This is a genomic window from Leifsonia sp. NPDC058248, assembly GCF_042881905.1.
In the GTDB taxonomy this organism is placed as follows: domain Bacteria; phylum Actinomycetota; class Actinomycetes; order Actinomycetales; family Microbacteriaceae; genus Leifsonia.
In genome coordinates this window covers 115,664-127,959 of sequence record NZ_JBHVXB010000009.1, presented here as the reverse complement: position 1 = coordinate 127,959, position 12,296 = coordinate 115,664, and the positions used below count along the sequence as shown (strand labels likewise).

Annotated in this window: 12 protein-coding genes; 11 read left to right on the top strand and 1 reads right to left on the bottom strand. The window is 67.1% G+C overall.

Annotated elements, in window-relative coordinates; all coding sequences use genetic code 11:
- Positions 1-89 precede the first annotated feature (89 nt).
- The 11 genes from ACFVV5_RS15405 to ACFVV5_RS15355 all read left to right on the top strand — a co-directional run bounded on the left by ACFVV5_RS15405 (position 90) and on the right by ACFVV5_RS15355 (position 11,804).
- Positions 90-1,364, top strand: coding sequence for an MFS transporter (locus tag ACFVV5_RS15405; protein ID WP_387245838.1), 1,275 nt, complete (start codon positions 90-92; stop codon positions 1,362-1,364).
- Positions 1,365-1,381: 17 nt separating this feature from the next.
- Positions 1,382-2,980 carry a beta-N-acetylhexosaminidase gene (locus tag ACFVV5_RS15400; protein WP_387245836.1) on the top strand — a complete coding sequence of 533 codons (1,599 nt, stop codon included), beginning with the start codon at positions 1,382-1,384 and terminating at the stop codon, positions 2,978-2,980.
- 9 nt (positions 2,981-2,989) lie between these two features.
- Positions 2,990-3,883 (top strand): ROK family protein, encoded by an 894-nt coding sequence (locus tag ACFVV5_RS15395; RefSeq protein ID WP_387245834.1) that lies wholly within the window; start codon positions 2,990-2,992, stop codon positions 3,881-3,883.
- Between the two features lie 232 nt (positions 3,884-4,115).
- Positions 4,116-4,526 carry an ester cyclase gene (locus ACFVV5_RS15390; RefSeq protein WP_387245832.1) on the top strand — a complete coding sequence of 137 codons (411 nt, stop codon included), beginning with the start codon at positions 4,116-4,118 and terminating at the stop codon, positions 4,524-4,526.
- Between the two features lie 304 nt (positions 4,527-4,830).
- The gene (locus ACFVV5_RS15385; RefSeq protein WP_387245830.1) at positions 4,831-5,295 is read left to right on the top strand and encodes a DUF1801 domain-containing protein; all 465 of its coding nucleotides are present in this window, start codon (positions 4,831-4,833) and stop codon (positions 5,293-5,295) included.
- Between the two features lie 37 nt (positions 5,296-5,332).
- Positions 5,333-6,487: an acyl-CoA dehydrogenase family protein gene (locus ACFVV5_RS15380; RefSeq protein WP_387245955.1), complete on the top strand. Its 1,155-nt coding sequence runs from the start codon at positions 5,333-5,335 to the stop codon at positions 6,485-6,487.
- Positions 6,488-6,533: 46 nt separating this feature from the next.
- Positions 6,534-7,316: an electron transfer flavoprotein subunit beta/FixA family protein gene (locus ACFVV5_RS15375; RefSeq protein WP_387245828.1), complete on the top strand. Its 783-nt coding sequence runs from the start codon at positions 6,534-6,536 to the stop codon at positions 7,314-7,316.
- A 2-nt stretch (positions 7,317-7,318) separates the two neighbouring features.
- Positions 7,319-8,302, top strand: coding sequence for an electron transfer flavoprotein subunit alpha/FixB family protein (locus ACFVV5_RS15370; protein ID WP_387245826.1), 984 nt, complete (start codon positions 7,319-7,321; stop codon positions 8,300-8,302).
- Between the two features lie 3 nt (positions 8,303-8,305).
- A complete protein-coding gene (locus tag ACFVV5_RS15365) occupies positions 8,306-9,553 on the top strand; it encodes a cytochrome b/b6 domain-containing protein (RefSeq protein WP_387245824.1) in 1,248 nt (415 codons plus the stop codon).
- 2 nt (positions 9,554-9,555) lie between these two features.
- Complete coding sequence (locus ACFVV5_RS15360; RefSeq protein ID WP_387245822.1) at positions 9,556-11,343, top strand: acyl-CoA dehydrogenase; 1,788 nt, start codon at positions 9,556-9,558, stop codon at positions 11,341-11,343.
- Positions 11,344-11,396: 53 nt separating this feature from the next.
- Positions 11,397-11,804 (top strand): nitroreductase/quinone reductase family protein, encoded by a 408-nt coding sequence (locus tag ACFVV5_RS15355; protein WP_387245820.1) that lies wholly within the window; start codon positions 11,397-11,399, stop codon positions 11,802-11,804.
- A gap of 15 nt (positions 11,805-11,819) precedes the next feature.
- Here the strand turns inward: ACFVV5_RS15355 and ACFVV5_RS15350 are convergent, their stop codons facing one another.
- Entirely contained in the window at positions 11,820-12,032 is a 213-nt protein-coding gene (locus tag ACFVV5_RS15350) for a hypothetical protein (RefSeq protein ID WP_387245818.1), read from the bottom strand.
- Between the last annotated feature and the right edge of the window lie 264 nt (positions 12,033-12,296).

The following is a 12,296-nucleotide window of genomic DNA, read 5'->3' as shown; positions in this document are numbered from 1 at the left end:
TCGTCCCTTCCGCGGAGAATTTGCCTTTGCCAAGGGTATCCCTTACGCTCCCTATATCTTACACCTGTCAGATATAGAAAGGTTGTTCAATGTCGAACCCTGCCATCGCGGCGGAGCAGAGTCTGCTCCCCGACAAGGCGCCCAGGCGCGAGCGACTCACCGGACCGGTGCGACGCCTGGTCGGTTTCATCGTGCCCGTGTACGTGGGGGTGTACCTCGTCGTCGGCGCGGTGCCCAACATCCTGCTGCCACTGCAGGTGCAGGGCATCGATGAGACGCACAAGGCGGCCAATCTCGCGATCGTCACCGGCGTCGGCGCCTTCGTGGCAATGATCGCCAGCCCGATCGCAGGTCTGATCTCCGATCGCACGCGCAGTCGCTTCGGCCGGCGCGCCCCGTATCTGGTCTTCGGTTCCATTGCGACCGGCCTCGCCCTCGTGGGGATGGGCTTCGCCAACGGAGTCGCCCAGCTCGTCATCGCCTGGGCGATCGTGCAGCTGACCCTCAACTTCGTGATCAGTCCGTTGACCGCACTGATGCCCGACCGCGTGCCGACCGTCATCCGCGGCTTGTTCTCTTCACTCCTCGGCCTGGGAACGATGATCGGTGTCATCGCCGGCCAGGTCGCCGGTGCGTCGTTTGCGCAGAACATCCAGGCCGGCTACTTCATCCTCCCCGGCATCATGCTGGTGGTCATCGCCCTGTTCGTCGTCTTCTGCCCGGACCAGTCAACGCGCGACCAGGTGAACGAACCCTTCTCTCTGGGCGTGTTCCTGCGCACCTTCTGGGTGAGCCCCCGCAAGCACCGGGACTTCTTCTGGGGCTTCCTCGGCCGCATCCTCCTTTACACCGGATACTTCGCTGTCACCGGGTACCAGCTCTATGTGCTGCAGGACTACATCGGCCTCGGCTCGAAGGCCGCCGGAGTTGTCGCACTTCTCGGCATCGTGAACCTCCTCGGTGTGATCGTGACGATGAGCTTCTCCGGCCCGTTGTCCGACCGCCTCGGTCGTCGCAAGGTCTTCGTCATCGTCGCATCCGTCGTGATGGCTGTCGGTATGGCCATCCCGCTGGTCTCGCCGACTCTGATCGGCATGATCCTGTTCACGCTTGTGAGCAGCTTCGGGTTTGGCGCCTACATGTCCGTCGACGGCGCTCTGATGGCAGACCTGCTCCCGTCGGCGAACTCGTACGCCAAAGACCTCGGCGTGCTGAACATCGCCGCCACCCTCCCGCAGACAGTCGGCCCGTTCCTGAGCGGTGCGATCGTCGTCGTCGCCGGCTACGCCGCGTTGTTCCCCGTGGGTATTGCGCTGGCGCTTCTCGGCGCGCTCGCCATCCTCCCGATCAAGTCCGTCCGCTAGCCGTCAGGTCCTCCGTAATGCCTTCCCTCATTCCTCTGCCGCGGCGCGTCGACGCCGGTCAGGGCACATTCGCTTTGCGAACCGGCGATGCCGTGGTCGCGCCCAACGACCTCCTGTCACTGGCACAGCTGTTCGTTCGTGACGTCCTCGTCGACACGGAGCTGGGTCTGCGCCCCGCGCCGGTCGGCGAGAAGGGCGCGATCGAAATCGTCATCGACGGCTTCGGGCTCGAGGAGCTCCCGGCTCCGGCCGGCGTCCGCGCCGATGGTCGAGGGGATGCGGATGAGCGTTACGGACTGTCCGTCGCGGCGGACGGCATCCGGGTCTGGTCGCCGACCGCCGAGGGCATCCACCGTGGTCTCACGTCGCTGCGGCAGCTCATCGCCGCTGCGACGCGCGAGGACGAGGTGTGGGCGATCCCGGCCGTCAGCATCGTGGACGTTCCGCGCTTCGCCTGGCGGGGACTTTCGCTGGATGTGGCGCGCTGCTTCCATCCGGCCGAAACCGTACGCCGCGTGATCGACATGTGCTCGCTGTACAAGCTGAACGTCTTGCACCTTCACCTGACCGACGATCAGGCGTGGCGCATCCCGATCTCCGGCTGGCCGGAACTCACTCCCGGCCAGTCGGAGCACTACACCAACGAAGAACTCGACGAGCTCGTGGCCTACGCTGCCGCACGGTTCGTCACCGTGGTGCCCGAAGCAGACATGCCCGGCCACGTCTCGGCCGTGTTCACCGCGTACCCCGCGTTGCGCACCGCGCCGCCGGTGTTCGAGTCCACAGCCGTGCCGATCGGCACTCTGGACCCGGACCACGACCTCACGTGGCGTTTCGTCGAGGATGTCGTGACAGAACTGGCCGCTCGGTTTCCGACGAGCGCGCACCTCCACCTCGGCGGTGACGAAGCGTTCGGGATGCCCGATGAGGCCCACGCGCGCTTCGTCGACCGCGCCGCGCGTCTCGTCAAAGAGCGGGGTCGCCGCGTCATCGGCTGGCAGGAGATCTCGCGGGCCGACATCGGCGGCGACGACATCGTGCAGTACTGGATCGACCTCGGCGACCTCGGCGGCAACCTCGACTCCGAGGGAGCGATGGCGATGATGCCGCCCGAGTTCATGCCCGTCCTATTCGAGATGCTCGCCAAAGCCGAGGGTGACACCAGGCGGGCCATCGACAAGGGCGCATCGATTCTCGTGTCGCCTGCCAGCCGCGCCTACTTCGACCGACCACACGCCGCCGCATCCGCGGACCCCGAGCAGGAGGAGCGCCGCGCGCGCCTCGGCCTGCCCGTCTACCCGGCCGCGACGCTGCGCGACTTCATCGAGTGGGACCCCGTCGATGTCACCCCCGGCGTCGACGACGAGGAGCGACTCGTCGGCGTAGAGGCTGCCGTCTGGTGCGAGACCGTGCGCGACCGGGACGACCTCGAATTCCTCCTGCTGCCCCGGCTGCCCGGTGCAGCCGAAACCGCCTGGGCGGAACGGGGAGCCACAGACTGGGACGACTACGCCGGCCGGCTCGCCGACCAGTCCGCCGTGTGGCACAGCCGTGGCTGGACCTGGTTCCAGTCCTCCGAGATCGACTGGCGCCCCATCGCCGTCACCGTCGGGTAGGGCCGTCCCGTGAGAGTAGGACTCGACATCGGCGGCACCAAAGTGGACGCGGTGGCCGTGGATGACCGCGGCAGACCCGTCGAACGGATGCGCGTGCCCAGCGGCTTCGGACCGGTGGCGGTTATCGAGACCGCCGCCACCGCCGTCGCCGGCATCAGCGCGCTCACCGGAGTCCCCGTCAATCGGTTCGACTCCGTCGGCATCGGGATCCCCGGGATGGTGAACCGTGCATCAGGCCGCGTGGATCACGCGGTCAATCTCGGCATCGAACACCTCGAACTCGGAGCGGAGCTGATCGACCGACTGGGCATCGACGTTCGCATCGAGAACGACGTGCGAGCCGCTGCGCTCGGCGCGAGCAATTCTCTGGGTGGGCACGGCACGATGGCTTACCTCAACGTCGGCAGCGGTATGGCCGCAGCGATCGTCATGGATGGCCGCCTCTGGACGGGCGGCACCGGCATCGCCAGTGAGATCGGTCACCTTCCGGTCGACCCCGCGGGCGTGCTCTGCGGCTGCGGCCAGCGAGGCTGCCTCGAAACGGTCGCGAGCGGCTTCGGCGTTGCCCGCCAATGGCATGCCGGCGACCCACTGCCGGTCCGATCCGTATTCGACGCGGCGGACGCCGGCGATCCGAAAGCCTCCCGCATCAGAGCGGGTCTTGCGGAAGGAATCGCATCCGCCGTGCGCACACTCGTGCTGACCGTCGATGCGGACACCGTGGTCATCGGGGGAGGCGTGAGTCGCATAGGACAGCCGCTGCTCGCCGATATTCAGGGCGTGCTCACGCGTTGGGGCCGCGAAGCTCCCTTCCTCGGACGACTGGACCTGCCCGGTCGCGTCCAGTTGCTTACGGAAGGCTCCCCGGTCGCGGCCATCGGGGCCGCCCTCATCGAGCGCTGAGCGCCACGCGGAGCTCAGATTCGGCTGGATTCCGGGCTGAGGACGAACGGCTTTCGCGCCAAGGACACGCGATGGATTCGATGCACCCTCTTTTCGCCGGGGCCCAGGCCCGGTGGCCTCGGTAATCAGCTATGAATCAGCCGGGATGCGTGGACCGCGCGGGCCGCCTTCCGAGCCATCGGAGTAGACAGGAAGAGCGCCAGCTTGTGGCGCGTCGAAGGGAGTGACGATCATGCCAACCGAAATCGCCGAAGGCGGACAGGCCACGATCGATGCGATGCAGCGAATGCGGGACGCGTCGTTGCCCGAGGAGGAGCGTTTTACGTCGGACTTCACAGATCACGATCCTGCAGCCGGCCAACCCGTCGGCCCGACCGGGATGGCCTGGTTCTGGGAGCAGTTCGGCAAGGCCTTCACCGACCTCGATCGCGAGATCATCGAGACGATCGTGACGCCGACCAAGTTCATCACGATCATGAACCTGTCGGGTACGCACACGGGTGAATTCCTCGGTCACGCTCCGACGGGAAAGCGGTTCACTGTGCGCAATGTGCAAGTGGTCGGCTTCCGTGACGGCAAGATGTCCGACCGCTGGGGGTCGACCGACGAGCTCGGCATCCTGTCGCAACTCGGTCTCCTCTAGCCAGGGGCGATCGGCTCCGGGCGCGGAGTGTTCAGCCGGCGGGCCGGACTACTCCTCGCGCTTGGACGCGGCGTGAAGCAGATGCTCGAGCCCAGTCGCGCCGTTCGCAATTCCGGACTTTGTGTGGCGGATGAGGTTGCCAGGCGACCCAACGCGAAGAAATCCCTGATCGGATCCGGGGCTTGCCCATCGCGACGTAGAAAGTTCCGGAATTACGAACGGCTGCGAGTCGGTGGATGAGCGCGAAGCCCCCCAGGGATGTCGGGGGTGGGGCAGGTGCCGCTGCGCGAGCACAATGGAGGGCATGACAGCCGAGGGCGACCGCTCAGTCGAGGACTACATCGCTTCACTTGATGAGCGGACGGCGAAGGACGCCGGGACGCTGATCGAAATGATGCGGCGGATCAGCGGGCAGGAGCCGACGTTGTGGAACGCCGGCACGATCGGGTTCGGCACCTACCACTACAAGTACGACAGCGGGCGCGAAGGCGACGGTCACACCATCGGCTTCTATCCGCGAAAAGCCCGGACGACCGTGTACCTGATGGATGGCACAGCCCGGCATCCGGAGCTTCTGGCTCAATTGGGCAAGCATTCCGAGACGGGGTATTGCATCTACATCAAACGGTTGAGCGACGTGGATCTGCGGATCCTCGAGCAGATCGTTCGAGAGTCCTATGCGTTCATCGAGTCGAAGTCGCACGACGGCCCGATACGTCAGATCCTCTGGAAAGCCGAACCGCCTACGATGGAAAAGCACGCACGGTAATACTTCTCAACGAAGCGGGGTACTGGTGACGATCGAGCTGACCACATACGGATTGAGCGAGGAGCACGTCGAGCTCGCGAACATGGTGCGCGAGTTCGCCGACGAGGTGGTCGCGCCGGTCGCGTACGAGGCCGACCGAACGAAGACCCTTCCGCTCGACGTTGTAGCGCAGATGGGCGACCTCGGCCTGTTCGGGCTGCCTTTCGCCGAGCAGTACGGCGGTCAGGGCGGCGACTACCTCGCCCTCTGCCTGGCCATCGAGGCGCTCGGCCGCGTCGATCAGTCGATCGCCATCACGCTCGAAGCCGGGGTCAGTCTCGGCGCGATGCCGATCTACCGGTTCGGCACCGAGGAGCAGAAGCAGGAATTCCTCCCTTCGCTACTGTCCGGCAAGACGCTCGGCGGGTTCGGTCTCACCGAGCCCGAAGCCGGTTCCGACGCCGGCGCGACCCGCACGACCGCCGTCCTCGACGGCGACGAATGGGTCATCAACGGATCCAAGCAGTTCATCACCAACTCCGGAACGGCCATCACGCGCTTCGTCACCATCACGGCGGTGACGGGTCAGCGCGAGGGCGGCGGCAAGGAGATCTCGACGATCATCGTGCCCAGCGGCACTCCGGGTTTCACGGTCGAGCCTGCGTACGACAAGGTCGGCTGGCATGCGTCGGACACGCATCCGCTGACCTTCGCGGATGCTCGCGTGCCTGTTTCCAACCTGCTCGGCGAGCGAGGTCGGGGCTTTGCCGCCTTCCTGCACATCCTCGACGAAGGGCGCATCGCCATCGCGGCGTTGTCGACCGGAGCCGCGGAAGGATGTCTCGAAGCCGCCGTGGACTACGCGAAGAAGCGGACGGTCTTCGGGGAGCCTCTGTCGAGCCGGCAGGGGATCCAGTTCCTTCTCGCCCGGATGCAGGCACGGGTGCACACCGCCCGGCTCGCGTGGTTGCAGGCAGCACGCCTCAGGGATGCGGGCCTTCCGTTCAAGACCGAGGCGGCGATCGCCAAGCTCGCCGCCAGCGACGCCGCAATGGACAACGCCCGGGATGCCACGCAGGTGTTCGGGGGAAACGGCTTCATGAACGAGTACCCCGTCGCGCGCCACTTCCGGGACTCCAAGATCCTCGAGATCGGGGAGGGCACCAGCGAGGTCCAGCTTCTCGTGATCGCACGGTCTTTGGGCGTCGCATGACCCGCGGCCGGACGAGAGTCGATCCTTCTGTGTGCGGGGCAGTCCGGTGAGGATCGTCGTGCTGGTCAAGGAGGTCCCCGACACCTACGGAGACCGCAAGCTGAACCTGCAGACAGGGCTCGCCGATCGCGAGGCGTCGGAACGGGTTCTGGATGAGATCAGCGAGCGCGCGCTCGAAGTCGCGCTGTCCCACGTGGACGCGCATCCGGAGACCGAGGTCGTCGTCGTATCGATGGCCTCTGAAGCGGCGTCGGCCACGCTCCGCAAGGCGCTTTCGATGGGCGCCGCGAGCGTTCTGCAGGTCGTCGACGAGCAGCTCGCCGGTGCGGATCTCGGGGTGACTGCTCGCGTGCTCGCCGCGGCCGTGCGCCGGGTCGGCTTCGATCTCGTGATCACCGGCAACATGTCGACGGACGGATCCGGCGGCGTGCTTCCTGCGATGCTCGCCGAGCACCTGGGAGTCCCCGCGGTGACGGGACTGTCATCGGTCGTCCTCTCGGACAACGCGGCATCCGGGACGCGGACGACCGATCACGGGTCCGCCACGGTCTCGGCGCAGCTACCGGCGGTGATCTCGATCACCGAGGCGCTTCCGGATGCCCGATTCCCCAATTTCAAGGGCATCATGGCGGCCAAGAAGAAGCCGTTCGAATCCGTGACGCTCGCCGAGCTCGGCGTCGAGGTCGATCCGACATCGGCTCCGCAGTCCATCATGACGGCGGTGGAAGCGAAGCCGCCGCGAGGGGCGGGCATCACGATCGAGGACGACGGGAACGCCGGCGAGCGGCTGGCCGCGTTCCTCATCGAGAACCGTCTGGTGGAGGGATGACGATGGCGGAGTTCGCTTCGGACGCGGTCCTGGTCCTGCTGGAGACCACACCGGCGGGGGAACTGTCCTCCTCGTGCGCCGGCCTGTTGGGCGCCGCCGCCACGATCGGCACCCCGGTCGCCCTGCTGGTGACGGATGAGTCGCGGCTCGACGCTCTCGCGGCTACTGCCGGGAAGCTGGGCGCGGCATCCGTGCTCGTCCACAGCGACGAGGCGACCGAGCTGATCGCGCCGGCCGTCGACGCGCTGGACGCGGCATTCGAGCTCGTGCGGCCCGCCGCCGTTCTGCTTTCGAATTCGGTCGACGGGCGCGACGTGGCGGGAGGTTTCGCAGCGAGGCGGTCGCTCGCGGTGGCGGTGGATGCCGTCGGCCTGGATCGCGACGAGGAGGGCGTGGTCGCACACCACTCGGTCTATGGCGGCGCGTTCAACGTCACCTCGGCATCGACCTTCGGAGCGCTCGTCATCACGATGCGACAAGGCGCCGGCGAGGAGCGTGCCCAGGCAGTGGCCGCCCCGGCCGTGTCGCGCCTGACGGTCACACCCTCGGGAACGCGTGCGGCGACGATCGAGTCGTTCGAAGAGGCATCGGGCTCCTCGAGTCGGCCGGAGCTGCGCGGCGCGGCGAAGGTCGTAGCGGGAGGGCGCGGTCTCGGTTCGGCCGAGAAGTTCGCGCTGGTGGAGCAGTTGGCCGACGTGCTCGGGGCGGCGGTGGGGGCATCCCGTGCCGCGGTGGATGCGGGATATGTCCCTTACGCGTACCAGGTGGGGCAGACCGGGGTCTCGGTGTCGCCGCAACTGTATGTGGCCTTGGGCATTTCGGGTGCGATTCAGCACAGAGCAGGGATGCAGACGGCGAAGACGATCATTGCGGTGAACAAGGATGCGAATGCGCCGATCTTCGCGATCGCGGATTTCGGCGTGGTGGGCGACGTGTTCACGGTGGTTCCTCAGTTGATCGCGGCGCTCGAGGCGAAGAAGGGGTAGCGGGTGGCGACCGACTCGCATGCCGTGCGCCGCGGGCTTCCCCGGGTGCCCGGCGATCCACCCTGGCCGCTGGTCGAAACGGCCGCCGCCGCGCCTGCCGCTGCGGCGCCTGCCACTGCCGCCGCGCCTGCCACTGCCGCCGCGCCTGCGCTACGCCGGGGTCTGCCCCGGGCGACGGGCGCCGAACCGCCGCCACCCGCGGTCGCAGTCGTGGCGGCTCAAGCCGAGCCGGCTGCAGAGCCCGCTGTGCCGCCCGCGGCAGTGCCGGCAGCGGCGCCGGCGGAAGCACCCGCTCCACCGCCGCGTCCCGTCGAGCGCCCGGCCGAGCCGAGTCGCTACGGGCCGTACACGGGAATCCAGTTGGTGGGAGTGGTGGCGGTGAGCGTCGCCGGTCTCATCCTGATCGCTGCGGTCTTGGTCGCGCTGGCCCAGCTTCTGGTGTCGCTGCCCTCCGTACAGGACTTCCTCGCGTCCTACCCGGGGGCGAATCCGCTCCCGGCCGATGCGCCCGTCGGTCTTCCGGCCTGGCTGGGCTGGCAGCACTTCCTCACCACGTTCTTCCTCGTCCTCATCATCCGCTCCGGTCTGCAGGTGAGGCGTGACAAGAGGCCGGCCGTGTTCTGGTCGCGTCGCAGCTCGCGGCGCCGGATCAGCCTGACGCTGTGGTTCCACCAGTCGCTGGACATCCTCTGGATCGCGAACGGGATCGTGTTCGTGATCCTTCTGTTCACGACGGGGCAATGGATGCGCATCGTGCCGACCTCGTGGGCGGTGTTCCCCAACGCGGTGTCCGCGACGCTGCAGTACGTCTCTCTGGACTGGCCGACCGAGAACGGCTGGGTCAACTACAACGCGCTCCAGCAGCTCGCGTACTTCACGGTGGTGTTCGTGGCCGCACCGCTCGCGATCATCACCGGAGTCAGGATGAGCGGCGTGTGGCCGAAGGGGGCCGCGACTCTGAACCGGCTCTACCCGGTGGAGTGGGCACGCAGAGTGCACTTCCCCGTGATGATCTTCTTCGTGGCGTTCGTCGTCGTGCACGTGGCGCTCGTGTTCGCGACCGGTGCGCTGCGCAACCTGAACCACATGTATGCCGCCCTGGGGTCGACCGATCCCGCCGCGTACGCCGACAACTGGATCGGCTTCTGGATCTTCGTCGCGTCGCTGGTGGTCATCGGCGCTGCCTGGGCCGCCGCACGTCCCCTGGTCCTCGCTCCCATCGCGAGGCTGTTCGGAAAGGTCAGCGGATAACGATGAACCGTAACGAGTCCACCATTCTGGATCCGAACGATCTCGAGTTCGTCCTGTACGACTGGCTGAAGGTGGACGAGCTGACCGCGCTCCCGCGCTATGCCGAGCACAGCCGGGAGACCTTCGACGAGGTCATCGATCTCACCCGCAGGATCGCGGAGGAGTACTTCCAGCCGCACAGCCGAGCCTCGGACCTCGACGAGCCGCACCTCGTCGACGGATCGGTCCGGATCGTCGCGGGTGTCAAGACCGCGCTCGATGCGTTCGCCGGGGCCGGCCTGCTCGGCGCGACGATGGACGAGCAGGTCGGCGGGTTCCAGCTGCCCCACGTGGTCTACCGCGCCGCCTCGATGTGGCTGCAGGCCGCGAACATCGGGACGTCCGCCTACCCCTTGCTGACGACGGCGGCCGCCAACCTGATCCGCGCCTACGCGGCTCCCGAACTGGTCGAGCACTATCTCCCGCCGATGGCGGACGGGCGGTGGTTCGGCACCATGAACCTTTCAGAGCCCGGGGTCGGCTCATCGCTCGGCGACCTCGACACGGTGGCACAGCGTCAGGACGATGGGACCTACCGGCTCCGCGGAGAGAAGATGTGGATCTCGGGCGGAGATCACGAGCTCAGCGAGAACATCGTCCATCTCGTGCTCGCGCGCACCGGTGGGGCGGGGACGAGAGGTCTTTCGCTCCTCATCGTGCCGAAATGGCTCGGTGAGCCGGGAGCGCTGACCCAGCGCAACGACATCGCACTCGTCGGTCTGAACCACAAGATGGGTTTCCGCGGAACGGTCAACACGGCGCTGTCCTACGGATCGGGCGCTTACCCGGTGGGAGATGGCGTCGGTGCCGTCGGCTACCTCATCGGAGAGGAAGGCCACGGTCTGGCATACATGTTCCACATGATGAACGAGGCGCGGCTCGCGGTCGGCGCGTCCGCGGCCGCACTGGCCGAGACCGGATTCCTTCACGCCCGTGAGTATGCGCGGAACCGCGTGCAGGGCCGTGATCTCGCCGCGAAGGATCCGACGCTTCCTCCGGTTCCGATCGTCCGGCATCCGGATGTTCGGCGAATGCTGCTGGAGGCGAAGGCCTACGCCGAGGGCTCGATCGCGCTCGTGCTGTACACGACGCGACTTCTCGATCTGGCGCAGACCGCCGCAGACGGCGCGGCGCGCGCGGAAGCCGATCTCCTCGTGGATGTGCTCACCCCCATCGCCAAGAGCTGGCCATCGCAATGGGGCGTGAAGGCCGATGACCTCGCCATCCAGATTCACGGGGGAAGCGGCTATGTGCGCGACTTCCCGGTCGAGCAGTTCTATCGCGACAACCGGCTCAACGACATCCACGAAGGGACCCACGGCATCCATGCGCTCGATCTGCTGGGCCGCAAGGTGCGGCTCGCTGACGGGGCCGGGTTCGCCCTGCTGCTGGAGGCGATGACGGACACTGCGCGTCGGGCGGATGCGCTGGGAAGCGACCTCGCACCCCTGCTCGCCGATCGCGTCGCACGTCTTGGGGACATCACCCGTGCCTTGTGGGTCGGCGGGGACCCCGTGAGTGCACTGGTCAATGCGAGCGAGTACCTCGACGCGGCCGGCGACCTGGTCGTCGCGTGGCTCCTGCTCGACCAGGTGCTGGCGCTTCAGGGCAGGACCGATCCGTTCGCCGAAGGCAAGCGGCTGACGACCCGGTTCTTCTTCCTCCACGTGCTGCCCCGCGCCGACGCGCAACTGGATCTGCTCGCTTCGGGCGACCGGATGCTGGCCGACCTCGACGAGTCCCTCATTTAGCGGTCGATCTCGTCATCCGGAAGGTTCCGGGCCGCGCGGGCGTTGTCCTCGTCATGGGTTGGAATGATGATGTCATCAGCGCGTTCCGCAGCAGCAAGGGCACCGAGAACTACTGGGGCCCGAAGCTGGTCATCTTGCACTCGATCGGGGCCAAGTCCGGCGAGACGCGCCTGAACCCGGTCGTCGGCTTCCGCCACGGCGGAGGGTGGCGGGTGGTGGCGTCGAAGGGCGGCTCGCCCGAGAACCCCGCGTGGTACCACAACCTGCGAGCGAATCCGTCGATCGAGATCGAGGCTCTCGTGGATGGCGAGATCGAGACGGTACCCGTGACGGCGACGGAACTCGTGGGGGACGAGTGGCGGCAAGCGTACGACGCGATCACGGCCGAGGAACCGCAGTTCGGGGGCTACCTCGAGAAGACGGAGCGCCGCATCCCGGTCTTCCAGCTCACCCGTCGCTAGCCCACCGCGAACGGTTCACCGCGGGAGAGGAACCGTCAGCTGGACGGGGTCGGCGACGGCGTGGAGGTGGGTTTCGGCTGCTTCAGCTGCGAACAGGCGCAGCCAGGCGAACTCGAGCGCGACGGCGGCACTGTTGGACTGCTCGGATGCGTCCGCCAGCGTGGTCTTGTCGGTGATCTTCTCCTCGGCGGCGGAGAACTCCGACTCGGCCTGCTTGACGCGGTCCACCGTCGCGGCCGGAACCAGGGGAGTGGTCGTCGGCGCGGGAGTGGCGGCAGGGGTGGCCGTGGCCTGGCGAGGTCGGAGCCGGCATCCGTGACATCGCCGACCGTGGGGGCGGTCTGGTTCAGCACGTCGCCGTACCGATCGAGGGCCACGATGTAGGTCTTGCTCGACTGACAGAATTTCTGGAAGGATGCCGATCTCGCAGACCATGACAACCCCCACAAGGATGCGTACCCGGATTCGGGATCAGTATGCACCTCGCCTGCC

What these genes read in the sequence shown, in the direction of transcription:
- ACFVV5_RS15405 (WP_387245838.1), top strand. Translation starts at nt 90, where the DNA reads ATGTCGAACCCTGCCATCGCGGCGGAGCAGAGTCTGCTCCCCGACAAG.
- ACFVV5_RS15400 (WP_387245836.1), top strand. Translation starts at nt 1,382, where the DNA reads ATGCCTTCCCTCATTCCTCTGCCGCGGCGCGTCGACGCCGGTCAGGGC.
- ACFVV5_RS15390 (WP_387245832.1), top strand. Translation starts at nt 4,116, where the DNA reads ATGCCAACCGAAATCGCCGAAGGCGGACAGGCCACGATCGATGCGATG.
- ACFVV5_RS15385 (WP_387245830.1), top strand. Translation starts at nt 4,831, where the DNA reads ATGACAGCCGAGGGCGACCGCTCAGTCGAGGACTACATCGCTTCACTT.
- ACFVV5_RS15370 (WP_387245826.1), top strand. Translation starts at nt 7,319, where the DNA reads ATGGCGGAGTTCGCTTCGGACGCGGTCCTGGTCCTGCTGGAGACCACA.
- ACFVV5_RS15360 (WP_387245822.1), top strand. Translation starts at nt 9,556, where the DNA reads ATGAACCGTAACGAGTCCACCATTCTGGATCCGAACGATCTCGAGTTC.
- ACFVV5_RS15355 (WP_387245820.1), top strand. Translation starts at nt 11,397, where the DNA reads ATGGGTTGGAATGATGATGTCATCAGCGCGTTCCGCAGCAGCAAGGGC.